Here is a 24,362-nt window from a genome sequence, read left to right as displayed (position 1 = left end):
GTCACACGGTGAGTGCTTGCCGTACGGCGGTCTCGGCGTCGGTACCGCCGGGGCCGGACGAGGTGACGCGACCGGCCGCCAGGACGGCGTACCGCTGCGCCGCCCTGAGGGCGAAGCCGACGTGCTGCTCGACGAGGAGGACCGACATCCCGCCACGGCGGGCCAGGGCCAGGATGGTCCGTTCGATCTCGTCGACGACCGAGGGTTGGATGCCCTCGGTCGGTTCGTCGAGCAGGAGCAGCCTCGGCCTGGTGATCAGTGCCCGGGCGATGGCCAGCTGCTGGCGCTGTCCGCCGGAGAGCAGGCCGGCGCGGCGGCCCAGCAGGTCGCCCAGGACCGGGAAGAGATCCAGCGCCTCGGCGACGGCGGCCCGGCCGCCGGGCCGGCCGTCGGCCACGAGCTGGAGGTTCTCCGCGGTGGTCAGGTGCGGGAAGCACTGCTGTCCCTGTGGCACGTACGCCATGCCCCGGGCCACCCGGTGGTGCGGCGCCAGGGTGGTGATGTCGTCGCCGTCCAGGCGCACGGTACCGCTGTGCGGCCGGAGCAGCCCGATCGCCGCACGCAGCAGGGTGCTCTTGCCGGCGCCGTTGTGGCCCAGGACGGCGGCCACCCCGTCGACCGGTACCGCCAGTGATACCCCGCGCAGGACGACGCCGCGGCCGTACCCGACGTGGACCGCGTCGAACTCCAGCATCACGCCTCCACCGGGGTGCCCGTGGTGGCCGTCGGTGCCGCGTCGGCGGCGCGGCCCAGGTAGACCTCGCGTACCTTCGGGTCGGCCTGTACCTGTGCGACGGTGCCCTCGGAGAGGATCCGGCCCGCGTGCATGACCGTCACCGTGCGGGCGTACCGGCGCAGGAAGTCCATGTCGTGCTCGATCACCACGACGGTACGGTCGGCGCTGAGGACCCCGAGCAGCTCACCCGTGGCGTCGCGCTCGTCGTGGCTCATCCCGGCGACGGGCTCGTCGAGCAGCAGCAGCCGGGCGTCCTGCACGAGCAGCATGCCGATCTCCAGCCACTGCTTCTGGCCGTGGGCCAACGTGCCGGCGGGCCGGTCGCGGGCGCCGGCCAGGCCGACGGTGTCCATCGCCTCGGCGACCCCGGCCGGTACGCCGCGGCGCCTTCGCAGCAGGGTCAGCGGGCCGCGGCCGGCCCCCGCCGCGATGTCGAGGTTCTGCAGCACGGTCAGCTCCTCGAACACGGTCGCGGTCTGGAACGTGCGGCCGATGCCCATCCGCGCGATGCGGTGCACCTTGCGGCCCACCAGCTCCTGCCCGTCGAAGGTGACCGACCCGGACGCGCGGACCAGCCCGGTGACCGCATCCACGAGGGTCGTCTTGCCCGCGCCGTTCGGGCCGATGATGAACCGTACGTCGCCGGGCGGGATGTCGATGTCGACCCCGCCGACCGCGGCGAAGCCGTCGAAGACCACCCTCAGGTCACGGACGCGCAGTCCCGCGCCGCTCATCGCGCCGTCCCGCCTTGCGGCCCGGGTACCGCGCCGGCGGCGCGTCGGCGGCGCAGCAGGCCGGCGATCGACACCAGGCCGCCCGGCAGGAACGCGACCGGGACGACGAACAGCAGCCCCTCGAGGTAGGTCCAGCCGGACGGGAACCGCTCCGACAGCGCCGTCTTCGCCCACGCCACACCGACCGCGCCGAGCGCCGGCCCGACCAGGCTCGCCCGGCCGCCGACCGCGACGCCGATGACGAACTCGATCGACGGTACGACACCGATCAGCGCCGGGGAGATGATCCCCACCGCCGGGACGAACAGCGCGCCGGCGAGACCGGCCATCCCGGCGGCCACGACGTACGCCACCAGCTTGACGGTCGCCGGGTCGTAGCCGAGGAACCGGACCCGCTCCTCGGCGTCGCGCACGGCGACCAGCAGCTCGCCGTAGCGGCTGTGCATCAGGTGCCGGGCCAGCGCCAGCGTCGCCAGCAGGCTCCCGGCGACGATGAAGTACACCATGCGCTGGTTGACCGGGTCGTCGAGGTCGTAGCCGAAGAAGCTGCGGATGTCGGTCAACCCGTTGGTGCCGCCGGTCGTGCCCTGCTGGCCGATCAGGAAGATCGCCATAGCGGCGGCCAGCGCCTGGGACAGGATCGCGAAGTACGCGCCGCGGACCCGGCGGCGGAACACCAGCGAGCCGAGCAGGAACGCGACCGCCATGGGCACCACGACGGTGGCCGCGAGCGCCACGAACGGGTCGGCCAACGGCCGCCACCACCAGGGCAACGCATCCACCTGGCCGTAGAGCTGCATGAAGTCGGGCAGGTTCCCGGGCCCGGCGTCGGCGAGCTTGAGGTGCATCGCCATCGCGTATCCGCCCAGGCCGAAGAACACCCCCTGGCCGAGCGTGAGCATGCCGCCGCGGCCCCAGGCCAGCCCGATGCCGACGGCCACGATCGCCAGGCACAGGTACTTGGCGAGCAGGTTCAGCCGGAACTCCGGCAGCAGCGCCGGCGCCACGGCGAACAGCGCGACGGCGGCGACCGCGAAGCCGGCTCCCGCGCGCAGCGGTGCCCCCGGCGCCAGCCGGCGCGCCCGGCCCGGGCCGGGCGCGGTCGCCGTCCGTGGTGTGCCGCCGCCGTCCGCGGTCCGCGGGTCGGTCGTGGTCATGCCAGGCTCCGGGTCCGCAGCGTGAACAGGCCCTGCGGCCGCCACTGAAGGAACGCCACGATCGCGAGGAACACCAGGACCTTCGCGACGCTGACCGTCGCGGAGTACTCCACCATCGACTGGAGCATGCCAAGGACGAACGCCACGATCACGGTTCCCTTCAGGTGCCCGATGCCGCCGACCACCACGACGAGGAACGCGTCGACGATGATGTTCGTACCCATCGTGGGTCCGATGGGGCCCACCAGCGTCAGCGCGACCCCGGCCACGCCGGCGAGTCCCGAGCCGAGGAAGAAGGTCAAACGGTCCACCCGGCCGGTCGGTATCCCCGACACCGCCGCAAGGTCCCGGTTCTGGACCACGGCCCGGATCCGGCGCCCCAGCGCGGTCAGCCGCAGCACCAGGGCGAGCGCGGCCACCGCGAGCAGCGCCAGCGCCAGGATGAACAGGCGGCTACTGGCCAGCACCAGGTCGCCGCCGCCGGGGGAGACCGCCTGCACGCTGCCGGTGAGTACGCCCGGGGCACGGGTCTGCACGTTCGGGGCGCCGAAGACGTCGCGCGCCACCTGCTGCAGCATCAGCGACACCCCCCACGTGACCAGCAGGGTGTCCAGCGGACGGGCGTAGAGCCGTCGGATCAGCAGGAACTCCAGCGCGACACCCGTCGCCCCCGCGACGGCGAAGGCCACCGGCAGCGCGACCAGCAACGACCCCCCGGCACCGGAGATGGTCCCCTGCAGGACGTGAACGGTGTACGCGCCGGCCATGATGAACTCGCCGTGGGCCATGTTGATGACGTTCATCTGGCCGAAGGTCAGCGACAGGCCCAGCGCGACGAGGAGCAGCACCGCGCCGATGCTGATGCCGGTGAACAGTTGACTCAGGACCACCGTCACGGGCGGGACCTCTCGGGATCGTGCGGTGCGGGACCCGGGGCGGGTGGGCCGGGAAACGCCGGCCCACCCGCCCGAGGGCCCCCGCGGTGGTGGTCAGGACAGGCCCTTGGCCCAGGCGTAGTCCTTCAGGTACGGGTCGGGCCTGACCGGCGATCCGGAGCTCCACACCTCGGTGATGAGGCCGTCGGCGCCGATCCTGCCGATGCGGGCGGTCTTGTGGACGTGCTGTGTCGGGCCGTCCACAGTGACCAGGCCCTCCGGGGCCTCGAAGGTGATGCCGCCCGCGCCGGCCGCGGCCTTGACCTTCGCCACCTCGAACGAGTTCGCCTTCTCGACCATCGCCTTCCACAGGTGGACCGATACGTACGCGGCCTCCATCGGGTCGCTGGTCGGCTTGCCCTGTCCGTACTTCGCCTTGTAGGCCTTGACGAACTTCTCGTTCGCCGCGCCCGGCGTGGTCTGGTAGTAGTTCCACGCCGTGAGCTGGCCCGCCAGGTACTGGGTACCGATGCTCTTGACCTCCTCCTCGGCGATGGAGACCGAGACCACCGGCATCGTGTCGGCGGTCAGCCCGGCCGACTTGTACTCCTTGAAGAACGCCACATTGCTGTCGCCGTTGAGGGTGTTGAACACCGCGCCGGCGCCGGATGCCTTGACCTTGTTGACGATGGTGGAGAACTCGGTCGAGCCCAGCGGTGCGTAATCCTCGCCCAGCACCTTCATGCCGTTCGCCTCGGCGTACGCCTTGATGATCTTGTTGGCGGTGCGGGGGAACACGTAGTCGCTGCCCACCAGGTACAGCGAGGTCTTGCCCTGCGTCTTCAGGTAGTCCAGCGCGGGGACGATCTGCTGGTTGGTGGTGGCGCCGGTGTAGAAAATGTACGGTGACTGCTCCAGACCCTCGTACTGCACCGGGTAGAACAGCAGCGCCTTGTTCTTCTCGAAGACCGGCTTGACGGCCTTGCGGCTGGCCGAGGTCCAGCACCCGAAGATCGCGCCGACCTTGTCCTGGCTGATGAGTTTCTGTGCCTTCTCCGCGAAGGTGGGCCAGTCCGACGCGCCGTCCTCGCCGATCGGCTCGATCTTCTTGCCGAGCACGCCGCCCGAGGCGTTGATCTCGTCGATGGCGAGCCTGAGGGAGTCGCGGACGGTCACCTCGCTGATGGCCATCGTGCCGGACAGCGAGTTGAGCAGGCCCACCTTGATCGTCGGACCCGAGGTGTCCACCACGGCACCGGCGGCCGAGGCCGAGGTGCCCGAACCGGTCTTGCTCCCGCACGCGGCGGACGCCACCACGGCGGCGAGTATCGCTGCACACGCCGCGACGCGGCGTCCGCGAATCCTGACCATGAGACCTCCCCTGCTCCACGGGGGAGCGAGAACCGCTGGCGCCGCGACGCTGCGTGCCGTATTCACGGGTGCGGGAAATGTGCACGCGTCGATATCGAGCGCCGCTGCCGTGCGATTGGCGGCGCCTCGACCTCCCGTGCCCAAGGTATTTGTGACTCGTCGGTACAGCGGTAGCTCCGCCTGTCCTCAACAGCGTCCGGGAGAATGGTTTCAGATCTGTTACGTCGCCCTCACTTGGTCGTTTCTGCGAGCTTTTCCGGCAGCCGGGAACCCGGCAGAAGGCCGGCGGCGGACAAGATGGACGCCGTCGCCATCCGTCTCGGGTGTACGGACATGACCGTCCTGGCCGGATTCGTCACTGCTTTGACATTGCCGTCCCGGCGCCCAGGTTGGACGCTCGGTGCGTGAAACAGCGACGAATCGTAGTGGTTGCCTATCCGGGCGCGCAGGCTCTGGACATCACCGGGCCGGTCGAGGTGTTCGACACCTCGAACCGGCTGCTCAGTGACCCGGAAGGTGGGTATCGCGTCGAGTTCGTCTCCGCCGACGCCCCGTTGGTACGCGCGTGTTCCGGCGTGGTGATCGAGGCGGCGCCGCTGGAGGCGGGGAGCGGACCGATCGACACCCTGCTCGTACCCGGCGGCTGGGGGCTGAACGACGCCCTCGCCGACGCGCGGCTCGTGTCGTGGATCCGTGCCGCCGCCGCGCGCTCCCGCCGGGTGGCGTCGGTCTGCGGCGGGTCGTTCCTGCTCGCCGAGGCGGGCCTGCTGGCCGGGCGGCGGGCCACCACCCATTGGGCGTTCGCCGCGGAGATGGCGCGCCGCTACCCGGACGTCATCGTGGACCCGGAGCCGATCTTCGTGTGGGACGCCCCGTACGTGACGTCAGCCGGCGTCTCCACCGGACTCGACATGTCGTTGGCTCTGGTCGAGGAGGACCATGGCGCACCGTTCGCGCTCGAGGTGGCTCGGTTCCTGGTCCTGTTCTTCAAGCGGCACGGCGGACAGTCGCAGTTCAGCGCGATTCTGGACGCGCAGCTCGCCGATCACCCGCCGATCCGCGCCGCCCAGGAGTGGATCATGGACAACCTGGAGCGGCAGCTCGCCGTACCCGAGATCGCCGAACAGGCCGCCATGAGCCCGCGCAACTTCGCCCGGGTGTTCCGCCGCGAGGTCGGCGTCACACCCGGCCAGTACATCGAGGCGATGCGCATCGCTCGCGCCCGCAAGCTGCTGGAGACGACCGACCTGCCGATCGGCCAGGTCGCCCGACGCTGCGGGTTCACCAAGCCGGAGACGTTCTTCCGCTCGTTCGGCCGGGTGCTGGAGCTGACACCGACCGAGTACCGGCATCGCTTCCAACTGACCACCCCGGCCGGCCTCGCCGCCGCGGCCGAGCAGGCCGGGATCCCGGCGGCATGACCGAGCGCCTGCGCGTCGTCGACTACCTCGTCCGTGAGCTGGCCCGGGCCGGTGTGGGACACCTCTTCGGAGTCGGCGGTGCGAACATCGAGGACATCTACGACGCGGTCCACGCCGGACCGACCTCACTGCGGGGGGTCGTCGCCAAGCACGAGTTCTCCGCCGCCACGATGGCTGACGGCTCCGCGCGTACCCGCGGAAGCCTGGGCGTCGTCGCCGCCACCTCCGGTGGCGGGGCGATGAACCTGGTGCCGGGCCTGGCCGAGGCGCACGCCTCACGTGTGCCGATACTCGCGCTGGTCGGGCAGCCGCCGACGGCGTCGGCGGGCCTCGGCGCGTTCCAGGACTCCAGCGGCCTGGCCGGCTCGTTCGACGCCGGGCAGGTGTTCGCGCCGATCGCCCGTTTCTGCCGCCGGGTCACCGCACCCGCGGAGATCGTCGAGGTGCTGCCGCGCGCGATCGCGGCGGCGCTGGGAGACCCGCGCGGGCCCGCGGTCCTGCTGCTGCCCAAGGACGTGCAGCAGGCGATCATCGAGGTGCCGTCCGCCAGCCCGGCGCCGGTGGCGCCGCGGCCTCCCGCCGGAGATCCGGGCGTACGCCGCCGGGCGGCACGTGCCCTGCGGGGAGCCGACCGGGTCCTGGTCGTCGCGGGGGAGGGCGTGGCGGCGGCCGACGCTCGCACGGAGCTGGCGGAGCTGGTCCACCGACTGGGTGCGTGGGTCGCGGTCACGCCTGACGCCAAGGACGTCTTCGACAACCGCGACCCCGCCTTCGCCGGCGTGGCCGGTGTGATGGGACATCCCACGGTGGAGCGGTGCCTGCGGCAGGCCGACATCTGCCTGCTCGTCGGGACCCGGCTGCCGATGATGGCCCGCGGCGGCCTGGACGGGGCGCTCGCCGCCACCCTGGTGATCGCCGTCGGTCCGGAGCCGCCGTTCGTCTCCGGCATCGCCCTGCGCGGCGACGTGCGTGGAGCGCTGCGTGATCTGCTCGACCAGCTGGACCCCGCACCCCGTCCCCGGCCGGGCCACGCCGGGCCGGTGCCCCTGCCGGACACCGCGGGCACCTCCCTCGCCGCGGCGATGACCGCGGTCGGCGCCGCGCTTCCCGCCGACGCGCACGTCTTCGTCGACGCCGGTAACACCGGTGCCGCCGCGATACACCTTCTGCCCGCTCCGCGGCGGGGACGGTTCGTGGTGGCCGTCGGCATGGGCGGCATGGGATACACCTTCGGCGCCGGTATCGGCGCCGGGCTCGCCACCGGACGCCGCACCTACGTCATCGCGGGCGACGGTGCCTTCTTCATGCACGGCATGGAGGTGCACACGGCGGTGGAATACGACGCGCCGGTGACCTTCGTCGTCCTCAACAACAATGCCCACGCCATGTGCGTCAGCCGCGAGACCCTGTTCTACCCGGGCGACTACAGCTACAACCTGTTCCACCCGGCCGACATCGGGGCCGGGGTGGCCGCGACGTTCCCCCGCCTCGACGTGACCCGGGCCGATGACGCGGCGGCGCTGCACCGGGCCCTCCTGCGCACGAACGCGGCCCCCGGTCCGGCGTTCGTCGCGCTGGACCTCGATCCCCACGAGGTGCCCCCGTTCCTTCCGTTTCTGGCCGCCGGCCAGCCGTCTTCTCCAGGAGGTCGCAGTGAGCGCGGACGAGTCCATGTTGGCTGACATCCCCGGCCTGGTCCGGGTCGAGAACACCGACGTCGCCGAGCTGATGGCGCGCTGTCAGGAGATGACCCGGCCCAGCTACCCCCATGAGCAGGTGTACGGGCAGCACTGCACCGTCGTCGAGCACGTCGACTGCCCCCCGGACGACGCGTACGCGTACCTGAGCCGGGGTCACCACCTGGAAGAGTGGACGTACAGCGTCCGCGACTTCAGGCCGGCCGGCCTGCCGGGTCTCTGGGTCGGGCGCGACCGACTGGACCCCGACACCGCGATCTACTGCCGGGTACGGACGCAACCCGAGGCCATGACAGTGGACTACCACTGCGCCTGGGACAGCGGCGACGACCTGTGGATGATCTACCTGATGCGGGTCGTCCCCGCCGAGGCGGTCCTCGGCCGGGCGGGCGCCGTGATCACCTGGACCAACTGCCGGCATCCCCACTACGACCGCAATCCCCGGCCCGATCTAGCACCGCGCCCGGACCGGCCCTGGGTCGGCCAGTACTGGGACCTGTTCGCCGCCGGGCACGCGCTGGAGATGCGCAATCTCAGGACGATTCTGGAGCACCGGCACCGCAACGGCCTGCCGGTCAGCGTGCCACCGGCCACGAAGGTCGCGCGATGAGGACCGTGGTCAGCCTCGTCGACGTCGCCGGCTACCTGCCCGGCCCGCCCGTACCGCCGGACCCGCACCCCGAGGGGCCGGGTCCCGCGGACCCGCTGCGGGACAGCGCCATGTTCAAGGCGCCCCGGTACCGCCATCACGTCAAGCGCGGCGACACCAACGTGGATCTCATCGAGCGCGCGGTGCAACCGCTCATCGACCGGCACGGTGCGGCCGCGATCCGGGGCGTCGACGCCCTGCTGGTGCACAGCCAACTGCCCGACGTTCCGTTCGTCGGCGCCGGGACCGAGGTGGCGCGCCGGCTCGGCATGGCCCCGGAATGGCTGGTGGACGTCGCGAACGCCGGCTGCGCGTCGTTCGTGTACATGCTCAAGCTCGCCCGGCAGCTGCTGACCGGTACCGGCGCGACCTCCGCGCTGATCTGCAACGCGCAGACGGCCGCCGGTCAGCTGTTCACCCAGTCGCTGGTGCGTCGGCTGCCGCAGGCCGCGATCCCCGGCGACGGCTGCGGCGTCGGATACCTCACGACCTCCGCGTGCTCGCCCGTCCTGGACGTCACCGCGTGGCACCTCGGCGCGCACGCCGGCGAGATGACCGCGACCCTCGACGACGGCCGCCGGTACTGGGAACCGGGCCGATCGCAGCTGCGGATCGGTTTCACCGAGGAGAACGTCGCCGAGGTTCTCGCCCGGGGGAACCGCCTGGTGCCCGCGGCCGTCACCGACCTGTGCGACCGGCTCGGCGTGCCTACCACCGACATCGGCACGCTCGTGACCAACCAGCCCAACCGCCGGTTCCTGCAGAACTGGCGGGAAGCACTGAAGGTACCCGCCGACCGCCACCCGGACACCTTCGACCGGTGCGGCAACCTCTTCGGCGCGGCCATTCCGATCACGCTGGACGAGACGCTGCGCTCCGGCCGGGTCCGCGCCGGCGACCTCGTCGTACTCGCCGGGTTCGCCCACGCGGGCGACTTCGCCGGCGCGGCCGCGATCCGCTGGCAAGGCGCGACCTGAACCCTCGCACGCCCAACCAGTGGCCGGTGTGCAGGCGGCGGGGTGTCCCGCGGTCAGCCTCGAGGGCCCCGCAGGACCGGCCTTCGGCCCAACGTGGTGGGCAGATCTACGGCAGGGCGTGGAGTGCTTCTCCAGCCGCCCGCCGTCCGGTGTCGTAGGCACCGTGGACCGTGGTGGGATCGGTGATGCTGGTCGCCTCACCCGCGAGGAAGACGACGCCGCCGACCGGCTGCGCCAGTGCCGCCGCGGGGTTGGCCACGCCCGGCGTGACGAAGCTGTAGGCACCCCGGGCGTAGGCGTCCGTGGTCCAGTCGTGCAGGGTCGTCCGGACCGGGCTCAGCCGGCGGTTCCGGGTGACGCCCCGAAGAGTCTCCAGGTCGAGGGTGACCGGGCTGCCCGGGCGGTGGATGCGGGTTCGGCGGCTCGCCTCGCCGCGTAGGTGCCGGGGACGGGTGGAAGGCGGGGTTGCCGACCCGACGTGGCCTCGTAGTCGGTTTCCCTGTGCGCCCACGTGACGCGTTCGGGATGGCTCCGCCTCCCGGTCGATGCACTCACATGCCGCTCGGTGCTCGCTGGTGCTCATCGTCGCTGGTGACGCACGGTGGTGTATGACTGCCTTTCCCACCTCCGTGTCCGACGTCGTCTCTTCCGATCAGCTCGTCGTGCGGGCCGCGGTGTCCGCTCTGCTGGGCCGTTACCGCGGCCAGCCACGCGTGCACACCGACTCCGACCTGGGCGTCTTCCTGCGCTGGTGCAGCGATCAGGACCTCCACTTGCCGACAGCGTGCCGGGTCGACGTCGAACGGTACGTGCGCTGGCTGCAGGAAGGGTGGCAAGGTCGTCCTGGTCCCGCTACCACCCGCGGTGGCCCGAGCCGTCGACCGGGCCATCGGCGAACGCGGCAGCGGGCCAATCCTGCGCAACACCACTGGTGCCAGGATGGATCGGCGCGCCGCGACCCGCCGGCTCAAGCACCTCGCCGCCAGCGCCGGTATTCGGATGCCGAGGATGCACCCGCACATGCTGCGCCACACCTTCGTGAGCACCATGCGCCACACCTTCGTGAGCACCATGCGCCACACCTTCGTGACCACCGTGCTCGACGCCGGCGTCAGCCTCCGCGGCGTCCAGATCGCCGCCCGCCACGCCGATCCCAAGACCACCATGCGCCGACCGGGCACGCAAGAACCTCGACCGGCACCCCCACTACCTCCTCGCCGCCTACACGGCCTCCAGTACATGCAGAGCAAGCGACTCTCCCGAGTTGAGTGCTTCGCCGAGAAATCGGTGGCTAGTGCTCGCCGTCATGGTCCAGGCTGCTCGGATGACAAGCAGCGACTTCTGGGACGCCGAGACGGCTGAACGTTACGACGAGACGTCCGCCTTCATGTTCGCACCCGAAGTGCTCGATCCTGCGGTCGACTTCCTCACTGACCTGGCGGGCGACGGTCCCGCACTGGAATTCGCGATCGGTACCGGGCGGGTGGCTATACCTCTGGTGGAACGCGGCGTGTCCGTATCCGGCATCGAGCTTTCACAGCCGATGGTTGACCAGCTACACAAGAAACGGGCAGACATCCCCGTTGTGGTCGGCGACATGGCGACCAGCACGATGCCCGGACAATTTTCGCTCGTATACCTGGTCTGGAACAGCATCGGAAACCTGCGCACCCAGGCTGAGCAGGTCGCCTGCTTCCGCAACGCTGCCCGTCACCTCGCGCCGGGCGGACGGTTCGTCATCGAGTTGTGGGTTCCCGGCATCCGGCGTTTTCCGCCCGGGCAGGCGGCAGTGCCCTTCCACGTCGGCCGGCACCACGTCGGCTTCGACACCTACGACATGGCCACTCAACGCGGCACGTCGCATCACTACCGACGACGCCCCGATGGCACAGTGACCTATGGCGCCAGCAATTTCCGCTACATCTGGCCGGCCGAATGCGACCTGATGGCACAGCTCGCCGGGATGCATCTCGAGCAACGTGTCGCCGATTGGAACGGCGGGCCCTTCACGAACGACTCCGAGAGCCACGTCTCTACATGGCGCAAGCCGGTGTGACCCCCTCGACGCCCGGATCTGCCGCCGACCGTGCGCGCGGGCGAGCGGCCGTCACACCCAGTGATCGGCCCATACCCGTCCGACATCCTGACTTGCTGAGTGTCGAGTGCGTCCGCCATGCCGAGGTCTGGGCCTCGGCCACAACGACGATCACGTCAGCACGCCTCTTCGATCACGAGCATGACTTGTCGATCTTCGTTACGAAACTCCGCCAGCCAGAAAGAGCTGTGGGGTGGGGCTTCGCCGGCGGCGAACCGGTTCACTCTCTCCACCAGCGAGTGGCGTTCCTGGCCGGACACTTCCCGTGGACGGGGACCGTAGGCGTGTAGAACGCGTAGGCCGGACCGCTTCAGCATTCGCCGCAGTGCCGGATCATCGGCTTGAATCTCACGACGACGGATGTGCCAGCGGATGCCGTGTTCGTCCGATCCAATGGCGTTCCTTGATCGGGCGCGGCCATGCGCCGACGGCCTGATCCGAGTGGGAGACGTCTAGGTTCGCGGGAGGGGCGGGCTCGTCGAATGACTGAGGCTCCTCTGACTGGCGGCTCATGCTCCACCCTGGCACAGGCCCAGCCATCAGCAACCCGGTTCTATCGTCTTACGTGCGCCGGGCAGCGCGCTGACCTGACGGTCGGTGCCGGAGACGCGCAGCCGGTAGCCCTCAACTGCCGATGTGAGTGCGTCTTGGCGACCACACTGGGTATTGAGTCGGCGATACTACGGACATGTTCAATCCCGCCGGCGGCACGTCACGAAGCAAGCCCGCATGGAGCTTGATCGCGGGAATCCTGATGGTCCTCTTGCTCTGTGGATTCTGCGGCTACACCTTTTGGGCGCTGGGGTCGCTGCCGGGCGGCTTCCGGTAGCTCGATGCAGGCAACCATACATTCCGATTGGTTCCAGCCCAGCCTGCACGCTGGCCTGCCGAGGAGAGTGCCCAGCAACCGGGGGACGTGTCGCCATTGGGCGATCACGCCGCCAATTGTTGGAGGGCTGCGTTCAACATGTCGTCGATTCCGGCGGATCACGCCCACCGGCGCCGGCGTGCTCTATGTATCCCGGAACCCCCCGAATTCATCTTCATGCTCAGGCCAACGATCACGTAGAGCAGCCAACCTGTCGCGGTCCATGGGGCCAGCGGTGGCGCATGGCGGCGAGTGCAGGCATCCCGGGAAACCTGCGGCCGCGAAGCTACGATGCGCATCCCATGCCGGCTGGACCAACCGCGCGACACATTCGCGAGCGAACGCCTCGAACGTCACCGGCGGCACCGCAGGTGTCACGACCGACGCGGCGGCGGCCCGGGGGACGAGGTAGGCGAAGCCCTGAGCAACCAGAACCTCGGCCGGTGGCCACTGGTGGCCGTGTACCTCCACCAAGGCCTTGAACCGCTTCGCGTCGGTGTACGCGTCGAAGGTGGTGCCGTCCCAAGCACCGGCCCTGGTCCCTCCGGTGCGCCACTTCACCCGGTAGCGAGTGAGCCTGCCCTTGGTCTTGCGCGTCTCGATGGATGCCATCGCGCTGTCTCCCAGCAGCCAGTGCGACCCAATACAGCTTCCCAGAACTGCCGTGCCGCACAGCGGTGTTCCCACCGTGTTCCCACAGCGGCACAAACTCCCGGAAACGATCATGGCCGCCGACCAAATGATCGCTGGTCAGCGGCCACATGAAGTGTGAAGAACAAGTGTGTCCGAGGATCAACACTCAAGATAAGCACTGTGATCGTGGCCAAAGAGCTTGCCTTCGCGCGTGAAGTAACCGAGAGGTCCGCTGTGTACTAACCGTGGGGCAGTTCCTCCTCGGCGACCGGCTGAGTTCCTGCTCCGGGGCGATTCGCGCGAGCAGCCCACGGCTGTACGCGAGGATCTCGACGGTGGTCCGGCAATTGACGGTCGGCGTGTGCAGCTCGAACCGCTCCCCGAACGCGGCACGTCGTGAAAGGTTGCGGGCGCACCATGTCCCAGGGGATTCGTCCTCGGGTTCTTCCAGGAGCCAGGTCGGGTCGTCGAGGCCGGTTGCGCCAGGACTCACTGGTGCAACGTTGCATCGTGTCGTGCCGATGAATTTGCTTTCGATGCTTCGATTCGATAAGCCTACGTGGTAGGCCAATCGGTCTCCCGGTAGCAACCGGAGGCCGCGAGGACGGCTAGCAGTTTCGCAGAATCGGTGCTGACCACGGTGAAGGAGCCGCTATCAGACTTCTTCACCGAGACGCTGCCCTTTCGGATGTCCTCCTTGTACCAGTCCTCAGTGATCTTCCAACCGAGGCTGCGCCAATGGTCGCGGACCTTGCCGAAGGTCGCGGCGTCGGCAGCCTCCGACAGTGATATCTGGTATGCCGCGGAGATGTAGCGCACCTTGCCGGAATCGTCGGATGAACTGCTGCACGGCGTCGACTGGGTGGTCGGATTAACCACCTTCGCTTTCCCGATGACTTCCGCAACCTCGTTCACCAACTCGTTCGAGTGCTGCGTTGCTTGAGCTCGGGTGAGGGATGGTACATCGGTGCCACTGCAACCGGCGATGGCAAGGGGCAGTGCGGCGAACGTCGCGGCGGCAGCTGCTCCTAAGACGCGGCTGCCGGATCGTCGACTATATACCATTGCCGTTCCCCACCTCGCGTCAGGAAATATTCGGCGGTGCCTGTCCGTGTTCCAACTCGACCACATCGTATAGGCCGGTAATCACCGCGGCCTGGTTTTTCAAGCTCGCGGAGTCATGAGTCCAGTAGTCGCTGTGCCCGGAAGTGTCGACGACATAACGGTTGGCGCCGAAAGACTCAACGTGCGGGCTGGTGTCATGGGTCCAGTCCGCGATGGCTCCAACACCGAGACCCGCAAGGTAGCCCCAGGCGCTTACCGCCACCTGATCATCCCAGGCAGCGCCAGCCCACACGTGTCGCGGGTCGCTCATCAGTTCCCCGGCGTTATTGACATGCATGCCGGGGCTGCCGGCCACCATGATGTCGTCGGCATGCAGGTTTCCGCTGCGGGCGGCTTCGCCGACCACCGTGGATCCGTAGGAGTGCCCTTCGACAGTGAGGTGGTTGTCGCCTGGGTGGTGGGCGAGCCGCAGCCCGTCGACGAACCTGGTCAGCATTCCAGCGCCGGCCTCCGCGCGGTGGTAGAGGGCCACGGACAGAATAGTAATGGAATTATCCTCAGGAGCGTCGTATCCCAACCACATGATCGTGGAGACATCGTTTTCCGCCGAGGTCAGGCTATCGGCACTGTTCCTGAGGTTGATAATCCGATGGAGGTTGTCGTCTGGACCGGTTTTGAGTGAGCTGTCGATGTCCGTGCTGAGGCCGGGAACCCATACTGCGGTGTGTCGGGCGGTGTCCGGGTTCTGGTTCGCGATGATGATTTCGCCGTCGCCTTCCAGTTCGACGCCGAGCAGGAACCCCGTATCGCCTCGATCCGACAACATCTTCAGTGCGGCGAAGGTCTTCTCGATGCGATCCAGTTTCACATCGACGGCCTCCACCTCATCCTGCGTCGTAATTTCGCGGATGTACGTCTCTTTCCACTCGCTCAAAGATCGGCGAAGAGCACTGAGATACTGCCTGTTGAGCTTGTCCCGCTCGATGGCCGGTAGGCCGTCGAGCGCCCCGACTCGCTCAGGGTGATCGGTGGTTACATGATCCCGCTGAACGTCAGTGAGTCGGTCCCACCAGTCAATGGCCTCCGCCGGCGCCGGGGGAGTGATGGGTGCCTGCATACGGATGCGGAGCAGAGTGGTGGTTCCGTCGAGTTCGGACAAGGTGTAGAGGTCGTTGCCGTCGTAGGTGAGGCCCAGAGCTGATCCTGGGACAAGGGTGTTGTCGGCATTCCGGCGACCATAGGGTACGGCGACGCCGGTCCTGGATCCGTCGACCTTACTAATCGCGGCTAGTTCGGTGAGTTGGGGTGTGCCGTTGGGCAGGTCGGGGCGGGTTGTCCTGATGTAGAGGTAGTCCCCGATCGAGGTCATAATCCCCTCGAGGGCTACGCCGCCAGCCTCCATCCCGCCCGCGGCGCTGGCCATTTGGGTCGTCACGGTGGTGACCTGGCCGGCTGTCCCGTTGACGGGCCCTGTGAGGTTCCAGGGGGTCACCTTCAGCAGGGTGGAACCCACTGCGACCCAGACGTGGGAGTCGTCGGCAGCCAGTGCCCGCTGAGTGTAGTAACTGCCAGGAATGTTGTTGGCCAGCAGGACGTTGATACCGGTTTTCAGGTCGTATTGGTAGAGGTTGCTGGCGGTGAGGGTGTAGAGGCGGTGTCCTCCGATGGCGTTAAGCCCGAGGACGGCGTTGCTTAGGCGGGTGGTGGCGCCGGTGTTCGGGTTGACCGCGCGGATGCCGGAGCAGGCGGCGATGTAGATCACGGAGCCGTCGGCGCCGATGACCGTCGGGGTGGTGAGCCGGACCGCGCTGCCGCTATCGGCGTCGATGCAGCCGCTGGTGTTGGTCGTGGTGCCGGCCAGCACGGTGCTGGCACCGGTCTGAGTGTTCGTCTTGATGATCTGGTTATTCGCCGAGGTGAAGACAAAGCTTCCAATGGCGGCGATACCTCGCACGTGCGCAGAGGTGGTCGTCGTGATCGGGCTCAGTGAAGCATCGTAGAACTTCGGCCCAGCAAAAGCTGCCGTGTAGGTGCGGTTGGTGGCGGTGATGCGGGTCAGGCCTTGGCTGTCGGCGGTGTAGAGGGCGTCGCCGTCGGTGACCAGGCCGCTGGGGGAGGTGAACGTCATGCCGTCGCTGGTGTCGCCGGTGATGATGCGGGTGGCGGCGTCGGCCTTGGTGATCCGCACGATCAGGTTGTCGTTGGTGGTGGCGTAGAGGTAGCCGCTGACCGAGACCATCGTTCCGGTGAAGTGTAGGCCCGTGGGCAGGGTCACCGAGGCGATCTGCTGGCCAGTGAGGTCGAATCGAAGGATGTCGCGGCCGACAGTCACCCAGACCGCGGTGTCATCGGCGCCCACCGCCCGCAAGTTGCTGCTGGGACCGCTGCCAATGTTGTTGGCCAGCAGGACGTTGATGCCGGTTTTCAGGTCGTATTGGTAGAGGTTGCTGGCGGTGAGGGTGTAGAGGCGGTGTCCTCCGATGGCGTGGGCGTTTCCGAGGACGGCGTTGCTTAGGCGGGTGGTGGCGCCGGTGTTCGGGTTGACCGCGCGGATGCCGGAGCAGGCGGCGATGTAGATCACGGAGCCGTCGGCGCCGATGACCGTCGGGGTGGTGAGCTGGACCGCGCTGCCGCTATCGGCGTCGATGCAGCCGCTGGTGGTGGTGCCGGCCAGCACGCTGGTGACGCCGTTCTGAATGTCGGTCTTGACGAGCTGGTGGCCAGCCGAGGTGAACGCGTAGTCACCCACCACCGCGGCACCCCGGTGGGCACCGGGCGACATGCTCGACCCGAGCCGCACACCCTTGCCCGAGGTCATCACCGGACTCGACGCCGGCGCCGTGTAGGTGCGGTTGGTGGCGGTGATGCGGGTCAGGCCTTGGCTGTCGGCGGTGTAGAGGGCGTCGCCGTCGGTGACCAGGCCGCTGGGGGAGGTGAACGTCATGCCGTCGCTGGTGTCGCCGGTGATGATGCCGGTGGCGGCGTCGGCCTTGGTGATCCGCACGATCAGGTTGTCGTTGGTGGTGGCGTAGAGGTAGCCGCTGACCGAGACCATCGTTCCGGTGAAGTGTAGGCCCGTGGGCAGGGTCACCGAGGCGATCTGCTGGCCAGTGAGGTCGAATCGAAGGATGTCGCGGCCGACAGTCACCCAGACCGCGGTGTCATCGGCGCCCACCGCCCGCAAGTCGCTGCTGGGGCCGCTGCCGATGTTGGAGGCCAATGTGACATTGACGCCGCTCTTCAGGTCGTACTGGTAGAGATAGGAACCGTTCAGAGTGTAGAGGCGGTGTCCACCGATGGCGAAGTGGACTCCGTTGTTGGCGTTGGCCAGGCGGGTGGTGGCGCCGCTGTTCGGGCTGACGGCGTAGATGCTGGTGCAACTGCGGATGTAGATCACCGAGCCGTCAGCGCCGATGACCTTCGGGTCGGTAAGCCGGACCGCGCTGCCGCTATCGGCGTCGATGCAGCCGCTGGTGGTGGTGCCGGCCAGCACGCTGGTGACGCCGGTCTGAATGTTGGTCTTGACGAGCTGGTGGCCAGCCGAGGTGAACGCGTAGTCACCCACCACCGCGGCACCCCGGTGGGCACCGGGCGGCATGCTCGACCCGAGCCGCACACCCTTGCCCGAGGTCATCACCGGACTCGACGCCGGCGCCGTGTAGATCTTCCAGTCGAAGGTGGAATTGTTCGTCCGACCTGCCGCGTCGGTGACGGTGACGGTGACACGGTAGGTTCCGGCCGTGGTAGCGGTGCCGTTGACGGATCCGGTGTCCGCGGTGATGTTCAGGCCCGGCGGCAGTCCGGCCACAGTCCAGGCATACGGGGCGGTACCGCCAGTCGCGGTCATGGTGAGCTGACCAGCTCGGCCGACGTCGCCGCTTTGCGCGTTCTGCGCGGCGATGATCGGCCGTGCGCGTACATCCCAGTCGAAGGTGGCGGTCGCGCTGTAACCTTGCGTGTCGGTGGCACGGAGGGTGATCGACCAGGTTGCGATGGTCGTAGGCGTACCGGAGATGACTCCGGTGGTGCCATTGACGGCGACCCCGTCGGGAAGGCCGAGGGCGGACCAGGTGTACGGGCCAGTGCCGCCATCGGCTGTGGCGGTGAGGGACACGGCGACACCCACAGTGGCGTTCTGGTTCGCAATCGCCGCGATCGCGACCGGCGTGTCGACCGTCCACAGGAAGTCAGCGCTCGCGGTGCGCCCGGCGGCGTCGGTGGCCTTCACCGTCGCGTTAGAGGTGCCGACCGTGGCGGGGATGCCGGTGATGGCACCGGTCTCTTGGTTAATGTTCAGGCCGGCAGGAAGGCCGGCCGCGGTCCAAACGTAAGGAGCCGTGCCGCCCACGGCGGTGACGGTGAGGGAAACGGGGTATCCGGCGACACCGTTCTGAGTCGCGGGTGTTTGGACGTCCAACGGCCCTGCGACGTTCCAGGCGACATTGACGCTGTCAATGCGGTTGCCGGCGTCGGTGGCGGTGAGGGTGACTGTCGACGTCCCCGGGGTTGCCGCTGTGCCGGAGATGACGCCGGTCGACGCGTTGATGCTGAGGCCGTCGGGCAGGCCGGTCGCCGTCCATGTGTAGGGGGCGCTGCCGCCGCCGGCGGTGACGGTGACGGAGACGGCCGTGCCGGTGACGCTGGTCTGCGCGTCGGGGTTGATGATGGCGAGGGCGGTGGCGACGTTCCAGGTGAACGACACGCTGATGGTGCGCTTGGCGGCGTCGGTGGCGGTGGCCGTCGTCGTCCAGGTGCCCGTGGCAGTAGGCGTACCTGCGACGACGCCGGTGGAGGGGTTGATTGTCAGGCCGCCGGGAAGGCCGGTTGCCGTCCAGATGTAGGGCGCGCCGCCGCCGCTGGCGTCGAGGTTGACAGAGGTGTCGACACCAACGGTGCCGTGCTGCGGTCCGGGGTTGGTGAGGCGCAGGGGAGTGGTGACAGACAGCGGGAACGTCACCGTGTTGCTGATCTTCATAGCGTCGGTCACGGTCACGGTGACCGTTGCGGTGGTCTCACTGGTGGAGGTGCCGGTGATGAGGCCGGTGCCGGACTTGATGGTCAGCCCGGCGGGCAGGCCGATGGCGGTCCAGGTGTAGGGGGCCTTGCCGCCGGTGGCGGTCATCTGCAGAGAGACCGCGACGCCGGTGGTCGCGGCGATCGGGCCGGGGTTGGTCAGCTGGGGTGCGGCGGCGATGGTCCAGGGGAAGCTGGTGGCGCCGGAGACGCGAGCGGTGTCGGTGGCGGTGACCTTGGCGGTGTAGACGCCGTTCGTCGTGGGGGTGCCGGTGACGACACCCGTGGCCGGGTCTATGGTCAGGCCGGGCGGGAGGCCGGTGGCGGTCCAGGTGTAGTCGCCGGTGCCGCCGGCGGCCTTGATCGCGAGCGGTGTGATCGGCATGCCGATGCCCGAGCCGCGGCTGCTGGGGTAGGTGACGATCACGCCGGTGGCGAAGTTGAACGAGGCGCTGCCGGTGATGCCGTCCTTGTCGGTGACGGTGACCTTCGTCGTCTGGCTACCCGCAGTGGTGGGCGTGCCCGAGATGACACCGGTGGCGGCGTCGATGGACAGGCCGGTGGGCAGGCCGGTGGCGGTCCATCGGTAGGGGGTGGTGCCGCCGGTGGCGCTCAGGGTCTTCGAGTACGCGACGCCGGTGGGGCCGACCTGGCCACCGGGGTTGGTCACGGTGACAGGTGGGACGATGTTCCAGGTGAATGACGCGGTGTGGGTGCGCTGGCCGCTGTCGGTGGCGGTGACGCTCACCGTGCTCGACGCGACGGTGGTGGGGGTGCCGGAGATGACGCCCGTGGCCGCGTGGAGGGTCAGGCCGGTAGGCAGACCGGTGGCCGACCACGTGTACGGGGCGACGCCGCCGGTGGCGGCGAGGGACACCGACGCGGCAACGCCGGTGGCGTCGGTGCGGGTGCCGGGGTCGGTGACGGTGACCGGGGTGGCGACGGTGACCGGGACGGTGATGGTGGTGGCGATCTTCGCGGCGTCGGTGACGGTGATCAGCACCGACGCGGCACCCTCGGTGACGGCGGTGGGGGTGCCGGAGATCAGGCCCGTGCTGGACTTGATGGTGAGGCCGGTCGGGAGGCCGGTGGCGGTCCAGACGTAGGGGGTGGTGCCGCCGGTGGCGGTAATCTGCTTCGACACGGCGACGCCGGTGGTGGCGTGCACGGGACCGGGGTCGGTGACGGTGGCGCCGGGCGCGACGGTCCACGGGAAGCCGGTGGAGCCGGCCTTGCCGGCGGTGTCGGTGGCGGTGGCCTTGACCGAGTAGCTGCCGTCGACCGTCGGGGTCCCGGTGATGATCCCGGTCTTGGCGTCGATGGCCAAACCGGTGGGCAGACCGGTCGCGGTCCACGTGTACTCGCCGGTGCCGCCGGCGACCTTGAGCGCCAGCGGGGCGATCGGGGTGCCGGTGTTGCTGCCCCGGCTGCTCGGGTAGGTGACGATCACGCCGGTGGCGAAGGAGAACGACACCGTGCCCGCGACACCGGTGGTGTCGGTCGCGGTCACCTTCGTCGCATAGCTACCGGCGGTGGTCGGGGTGCCAGAGATCAAACCGGTGGTCGCGTCAATCGCCAGGCCGGGCGGCAGCGACAGCGCCGACCACGCGTAGGGGGCGGTGCCGCCGGTCGCGGTCATCTGCTTGGTGTAGGCGACCCCGGTGGGGCCGACCTGCCCGCCCGGGTTGGTCACCGTGACCACACCCGAAGCCGACGCGGGTGTCACCGCGAGAAAGGGCGCCAGCAGCGCAAGGACGCACGCCAGGGTGAGCGTGGTGAGCCGGCGTGACCGCCCGCCCGCGCGTGCACTCGCCATCACCGGGAACGTGCGAGGTTCCTGCCGCAGCATCTGCAACCCTTCGACAACCAATAGATGACCGAACGGTACTGATTTGCGGCATACGCCCAGTAGATGCAATCGACCGGATGCAGATCCTCCGGCAGGCGCGCAGCCGACGTGCCGGGGCGGAATCCGCTGCCCGAACGGCTGACCGCGCGACGGCGGAGCCGCACCACGACGCACCCGCCGTCACAGCAACCACGCGAGAAATGGGGTCGAGCCTGGGAGCGGGCTGTGCGTATTGAATCTCTCGCTAGAAGTTCTCAAGTTCCCGTGGATAGAGCTGCCGCAAGATCAGGTATCCGCCGGTGACAGTGGGACGGCGCTCGGGTGGCACGTGTAGATGTCGCGAGACGTCCAGGGGTACGCGGTGCCGACCGCCTCCATGCGCGATGAGTCTGGCTCGTGGAGCGCCATTCGATGTGGTGCCCGCCTGAAAGGCCTCGGCCGTCCGTGACAGTTGCCTCCGGGCGGCCGGGATGTCACCGCACGGAGGACCCCATGGCTGCAGAGCAGGACCGACACGAGTCCGGGTCGCTGACCGATCGGCTTCTGCCCTACTACCGCGACGTTGTCGCCATGCACGCCGATGATCCGGCTGTGGGTGCCTGCCTCGTCTGCCGGTTGCCGAGGTGCGAAGACTGGCGGTTCGCCTCCGAGCGGCTGCTCACCTCCATCGACCGAGAGGCAGAGCCGACCATGCCGGCTTCTCCGCGGCTTCAGCACGGAGGCGATTCATCGTGAGCCGCGTCGCCCCAGTCCGAGCGGGAGACTTGATCCAGATAGCCGAACCGGACTACTGCTACGGCATCGGCTCCATGACCCTGCGAATCACCACGGTGCATCACCTCGTGTACCTCCATGACGGCCCATGGGTGGTCGTCGAAGGTATCCCGTTGTGGCCGAACGGGTACGAGGGCGAGGAACGCTACGCGCAGATACGCGTCACCGGCATCCACCACCTGCCGGGCTGGCCCACATCGAGCAACGCATCATGACCCCGACGGTGTACCTCTCTCATGCCGCCCGGGCGCAGATCGCGACCGCAGAGGCGGACCTGTACCTGCACCTTCCCGTGACACCAGGCGGCCTTTGCGTCACTTGCGCTGAGCCCGAGCCGTGCTCAGGACGCTACGCAGCGCTAGCGACTCCACAAACTCGAACCCGACCCCATCACCGCCCCGGTGGTAAAGCGAATCTTCGCCGAGTACGTCGCCGGGCGGGGCATGACGTCGATCGCGCGTGGCCTGACCCAGGACGGCATCCCTTGCCCGTCGGCCTATGACCGCGCGCGTAATCCGCATCGCCGGACGGAGGTGTGGGAGACCACGGCCATCCGCGCGATCCTGCAGAACCCTCGGTACACCGGCCAGGTCTGGAACCGCGCCCGCACCGACAAGATCCTGATCGACGTGGATGACGTCGCTCTTGGCCATGAAGCACGCCACCGCTGGAACCACCCCGGTGAATGGGTCTGGTCAAACACCGAGGCACACACGCCGCTCATCAGCACCGACCTCTACGAACGCGCGCAGCAGACGGTGAAGGCGCGTGGCACACGCGGCGACGCCGGCAAGGCCCCGCGCCGCAGCCGGCACCCCTTCCTGTTCCGTGGCCTGCTCCGATGCGCTCTCTGCGGCCGAATGATGGCCGGTAGCGTCAACCACGGCCGCATCTACTACCGCTGCAAGGCATCCCGCGACTACGTCCGCCAGCTCGAAATCGCGCATCCACCGGTGCTGTACGTGCGGCAGGAGGCCCTCGCCGACCCGGTGGACCGCTTCCTTTACGAGGAACTCGGCCAGGCACGCCTGCCTGACACGCTGCGCCGTATCGCCGACGCCAGCCATCGTGCCGCGCTTGCGGAGCGCCAGAAGGACGACGAGGCGCCGAATCTTCGGGCGGCGATCGCCGAGTGCGACGCCAAGATCGCGCGGTATCGGGCCGCACTCGATGCCGGAGGCGATCCGGTGCTGGTCGCTGAATGGATCGGCGAGACGACCACGGTCAAGAGAGCAGCGCAGGCTCGGCTAGGCCTGACCGAAGCACCGCCGACCCGGATGGGCGAAGAGCAGATCGCCGCGATCGTGGACGCCTTCGGCGGCCTTCTCGGCCTGCTCAGACAGGCGGACCAGCAGGACCGCGCAGAGATCTACACGCGGCTTGGTTTGCAGATGATCTACCGTCCCGGCACCGAGACGGTGCTCGCGGAGGTGCGGTCGACCGAGATCGACCGTGTACCTGTGTGGTGCCCGAGGACCGACACGTTGGCTGCGCACACGGTGATCGCATCCAGGCAGTTGGCGTCTGCGCTTTGACCCCGCGCTTCGACCTTGTGTACCTCGAGCTCGCTCGGAGCTAACCACCCCAGCACAGCCACGGCGGATCGGGCCCTGACCGGCAGCCGCTGCCGACGCTGCTGATCGGCTGCGGAGTGCACACCGTCAACAGCTGCGCAGCAGTCTCGGGCCTGCAACAGATCTGCCTCGCTCATCGCTGCATTGTCGCCGGCGCGCACGAAAGACACAGGCTTGGCGCCGGGTGCGCCCGGATCGGTTAGCGGTTGCGGCCGAGGGTGGGCAGCCCGCGGCGGACCAGCCGTGGCCGCGGCGGCGTGACCCGCCGGGTACACCGCCCAGCAGTTGGGCACGGCTCCCTCACGGCATACCGCCAACACGTGAAGAACCGAACCGACACTCTGCTCACCCTGGACGATCACACCTGCGTCACCCACCCCCTGCAGGCGTGCCTCGACCAGGTCGGCCAGGCGACGCAACGCCTCGCCGCGGAGAACGCCGAACTCACCAGCCGCGCTGAGCTCGCTGAGACTCGGATCGCCGACCTCGAAAGCCAGCGCACCCAGCTCATCAGCGAGCGTGACGCCGCCCTGCAGCGTGCCCACGCCGCCGACCAGGCCCGCATCAGCAACGCCGAGCTCAGCCGCCAGCTCGGCGACGTCCTCGCCGAAGCCCGCGCCGCCACGGAACGCGCCGAATGCGCCGAGACCCGCCACGACCAGCTCGTGGCCACCCTGTCCGACCTGGCGCACCGCGGCGCCTCTACCGAAGGCGACCCCGCATGACCCCGAACCCGCCGACTAGGTCCACCCGGCCGCTGTGGACGGCGCTGGTCGTGCTCGCCGCCGCCCTGATCGCCGAGACCACCGGGCTGCTCGCCTACGCCTGGCGGCGCGAACATCTTCACCGCCATCCTCACCGGCGGCGCCGCCTT

19 protein-coding genes are annotated in these 24,362 nt (G+C 68.9%); 10 read left to right on the top strand and 9 right to left on the bottom strand.

What is annotated here, in order from left to right; translation table 11 throughout:
- Window position 1: 1 nt before the first annotated feature.
- The 5 genes from urtE to urtA all read right to left on the bottom strand — a co-directional run bounded on the left by urtE (window position 2) and on the right by urtA (window position 4,873).
- On the bottom strand, window positions 2-694 hold the full coding sequence (gene urtE, locus IEY99_RS31265) for an urea ABC transporter ATP-binding subunit UrtE (RefSeq protein WP_189207699.1): 693 nt from the start codon (window positions 692-694) through the stop codon (window positions 2-4).
- Window positions 694-1,470 carry an urea ABC transporter ATP-binding protein UrtD gene (gene urtD / locus IEY99_RS31260; RefSeq protein ID WP_189207698.1) on the bottom strand — a complete coding sequence of 259 codons (777 nt, stop codon included), beginning with the start codon at window positions 1,468-1,470 and terminating at the stop codon, window positions 694-696. Before urtD ends, urtE begins: the two co-directional genes overlap by 1 nt.
- Complete coding sequence (gene urtC / locus IEY99_RS31255; RefSeq protein WP_189207697.1) at window positions 1,467-2,627, bottom strand: urea ABC transporter permease subunit UrtC; 1,161 nt, start codon at window positions 2,625-2,627, stop codon at window positions 1,467-1,469. The genes urtD and urtC overlap by 4 nt, the downstream gene beginning before the upstream one ends.
- Entirely contained in the window at window positions 2,624-3,523 is a 900-nt protein-coding gene (urtB, locus tag IEY99_RS31250) for an urea ABC transporter permease subunit UrtB (protein WP_189207696.1), read from the bottom strand. The genes urtC and urtB overlap by 4 nt, the downstream gene beginning before the upstream one ends.
- Before the next feature lie 93 nt (window positions 3,524-3,616).
- Window positions 3,617-4,873, bottom strand: a complete 1,257-nt coding sequence (gene urtA, locus IEY99_RS31245) for an urea ABC transporter substrate-binding protein (RefSeq protein ID WP_189207695.1) — start codon at window positions 4,871-4,873, stop codon at window positions 3,617-3,619.
- Window positions 4,874-5,277: 404 nt separating this feature from the next.
- On the opposite strand from urtA, the gene IEY99_RS31240 reads away from it, so the two are divergent.
- The 4 genes from IEY99_RS31240 to IEY99_RS31225 are packed head-to-tail and all read left to right on the top strand — an operon-like array spanning window position 5,278 to window position 9,617.
- Window positions 5,278-6,294 (top strand): GlxA family transcriptional regulator, encoded by a 1,017-nt coding sequence (locus IEY99_RS31240; RefSeq protein ID WP_229799420.1) that lies wholly within the window; start codon window positions 5,278-5,280, stop codon window positions 6,292-6,294.
- Window positions 6,291-7,976 carry a thiamine pyrophosphate-binding protein gene (locus IEY99_RS31235; RefSeq protein WP_189207694.1) on the top strand — a complete coding sequence of 562 codons (1,686 nt, stop codon included), beginning with the start codon at window positions 6,291-6,293 and terminating at the stop codon, window positions 7,974-7,976. Before IEY99_RS31240 ends, IEY99_RS31235 begins: the two co-directional genes overlap by 4 nt.
- On the top strand, window positions 7,966-8,601 hold the full coding sequence (locus IEY99_RS31230) for an SRPBCC family protein (protein WP_229799419.1): 636 nt from the start codon (window positions 7,966-7,968) through the stop codon (window positions 8,599-8,601). Before IEY99_RS31235 ends, IEY99_RS31230 begins: the two co-directional genes overlap by 11 nt.
- The gene (locus IEY99_RS31225) at window positions 8,598-9,617 is read left to right on the top strand and encodes a 3-oxoacyl-ACP synthase III family protein (RefSeq protein WP_189207692.1); all 1,020 of its coding nucleotides are present in this window, start codon (window positions 8,598-8,600) and stop codon (window positions 9,615-9,617) included. The genes IEY99_RS31230 and IEY99_RS31225 overlap by 4 nt, the downstream gene beginning before the upstream one ends.
- Before the next feature lie 106 nt (window positions 9,618-9,723).
- Here IEY99_RS31225 and IEY99_RS31220 read toward each other — a convergent pair whose 3' ends face one another.
- Complete coding sequence (locus IEY99_RS31220; RefSeq protein WP_189207691.1) at window positions 9,724-10,128, bottom strand: FAD-dependent oxidoreductase; 405 nt, start codon at window positions 10,126-10,128, stop codon at window positions 9,724-9,726.
- Window positions 10,129-10,229: 101 nt separating this feature from the next.
- Here IEY99_RS31220 and IEY99_RS34700 point away from each other — a divergent pair, with 101 nt between their 5' ends.
- Both IEY99_RS34700 and IEY99_RS31210 read left to right on the top strand, forming a co-directional pair.
- Window positions 10,230-10,979 (top strand): tyrosine-type recombinase/integrase, encoded by a 750-nt coding sequence (locus IEY99_RS34700; protein WP_308427104.1) that lies wholly within the window; start codon window positions 10,230-10,232, stop codon window positions 10,977-10,979.
- Window positions 10,942-11,673: a class I SAM-dependent DNA methyltransferase gene (locus tag IEY99_RS31210; RefSeq protein ID WP_189207736.1), complete on the top strand. Its 732-nt coding sequence runs from the start codon at window positions 10,942-10,944 to the stop codon at window positions 11,671-11,673. Before IEY99_RS34700 ends, IEY99_RS31210 begins: the two co-directional genes overlap by 38 nt.
- Before the next feature lie 1,051 nt (window positions 11,674-12,724).
- On the opposite strand, the gene IEY99_RS31205 is transcribed toward IEY99_RS31210, so the two are convergent.
- The 3 genes from IEY99_RS31205 to IEY99_RS31195 form a co-directional block, all read right to left on the bottom strand.
- Entirely contained in the window at window positions 12,725-13,192 is a 468-nt protein-coding gene (locus IEY99_RS31205; RefSeq protein ID WP_189207690.1) for a hypothetical protein, read from the bottom strand.
- 576 nt (window positions 13,193-13,768) lie between these two features.
- The gene (locus IEY99_RS31200; RefSeq protein ID WP_189207689.1) at window positions 13,769-14,128 is read right to left on the bottom strand and encodes a hypothetical protein; all 360 of its coding nucleotides are present in this window, start codon (window positions 14,126-14,128) and stop codon (window positions 13,769-13,771) included.
- Window positions 14,129-14,297: 169 nt separating this feature from the next.
- Entirely contained in the window at window positions 14,298-21,140 is a 6,843-nt protein-coding gene (locus IEY99_RS31195) for a putative Ig domain-containing protein (protein ID WP_189207688.1), read from the bottom strand.
- A 492-nt stretch (window positions 21,141-21,632) separates the two neighbouring features.
- Here IEY99_RS31195 and IEY99_RS31190 point away from each other — a divergent pair, with 492 nt between their 5' ends.
- From IEY99_RS31190 to IEY99_RS31175, 4 genes are all read left to right on the top strand, one after another.
- The gene (locus IEY99_RS31190) at window positions 21,633-21,875 is read left to right on the top strand and encodes a hypothetical protein (RefSeq protein WP_189207687.1); all 243 of its coding nucleotides are present in this window, start codon (window positions 21,633-21,635) and stop codon (window positions 21,873-21,875) included.
- Entirely contained in the window at window positions 21,872-22,129 is a 258-nt protein-coding gene (locus IEY99_RS31185; protein WP_189207686.1) for a hypothetical protein, read from the top strand. Before IEY99_RS31190 ends, IEY99_RS31185 begins: the two co-directional genes overlap by 4 nt.
- A gap of 174 nt (window positions 22,130-22,303) precedes the next feature.
- Window positions 22,304-23,449, top strand: coding sequence for a recombinase family protein (locus tag IEY99_RS31180; protein WP_373293473.1), 1,146 nt, complete (start codon window positions 22,304-22,306; stop codon window positions 23,447-23,449).
- A gap of 359 nt (window positions 23,450-23,808) precedes the next feature.
- Entirely contained in the window at window positions 23,809-24,213 is a 405-nt protein-coding gene (locus IEY99_RS31175; protein WP_189207685.1) for a hypothetical protein, read from the top strand.
- Window positions 24,214-24,362 lie beyond the last annotated feature (149 nt).

This window comes from Couchioplanes azureus (assembly GCF_014648355.1).
Taxonomy (GTDB): domain Bacteria; phylum Actinomycetota; class Actinomycetes; order Mycobacteriales; family Micromonosporaceae; genus Actinoplanes; species Actinoplanes azureus.
Note: the sequence above shows the minus strand (reverse complement) of the source record. Positions and strands in the feature narration are given on the sequence as shown.

Excerpts from the sequence above, each read along its gene's own strand:
- IEY99_RS31205 (WP_189207690.1), bottom strand. The coding sequence starts at position 13,192 with ATGGCATCCATCGAGACGCGCAAGACCAAGGGCAGGCTCACTCGCTAC.
- urtC (WP_189207697.1), bottom strand. The coding sequence starts at position 2,627 with ATGACCACGACCGACCCGCGGACCGCGGACGGCGGCGGCACACCACGG.
- IEY99_RS31235 (WP_189207694.1), top strand. The coding sequence starts at position 6,291 with ATGACCGAGCGCCTGCGCGTCGTCGACTACCTCGTCCGTGAGCTGGCC.
- urtD (WP_189207698.1), bottom strand. The coding sequence starts at position 1,470 with ATGAGCGGCGCGGGACTGCGCGTCCGTGACCTGAGGGTGGTCTTCGAC.
- IEY99_RS31210 (WP_189207736.1), top strand. The coding sequence starts at position 10,942 with ATGACAAGCAGCGACTTCTGGGACGCCGAGACGGCTGAACGTTACGAC.
- IEY99_RS31230 (WP_229799419.1), top strand. The coding sequence starts at position 7,966 with ATGTTGGCTGACATCCCCGGCCTGGTCCGGGTCGAGAACACCGACGTC.
- IEY99_RS31195 (WP_189207688.1), bottom strand. The coding sequence starts at position 21,140 with ATGCTGCGGCAGGAACCTCGCACGTTCCCGGTGATGGCGAGTGCACGC.
- urtE (WP_189207699.1), bottom strand. The coding sequence starts at position 694 with ATGCTGGAGTTCGACGCGGTCCACGTCGGGTACGGCCGCGGCGTCGTC.
- urtA (WP_189207695.1), bottom strand. The coding sequence starts at position 4,873 with ATGGTCAGGATTCGCGGACGCCGCGTCGCGGCGTGTGCAGCGATACTC.
- IEY99_RS31225 (WP_189207692.1), top strand. The coding sequence starts at position 8,598 with ATGAGGACCGTGGTCAGCCTCGTCGACGTCGCCGGCTACCTGCCCGGC.
- IEY99_RS31190 (WP_189207687.1), top strand. The coding sequence starts at position 21,633 with ATGGCTGCAGAGCAGGACCGACACGAGTCCGGGTCGCTGACCGATCGG.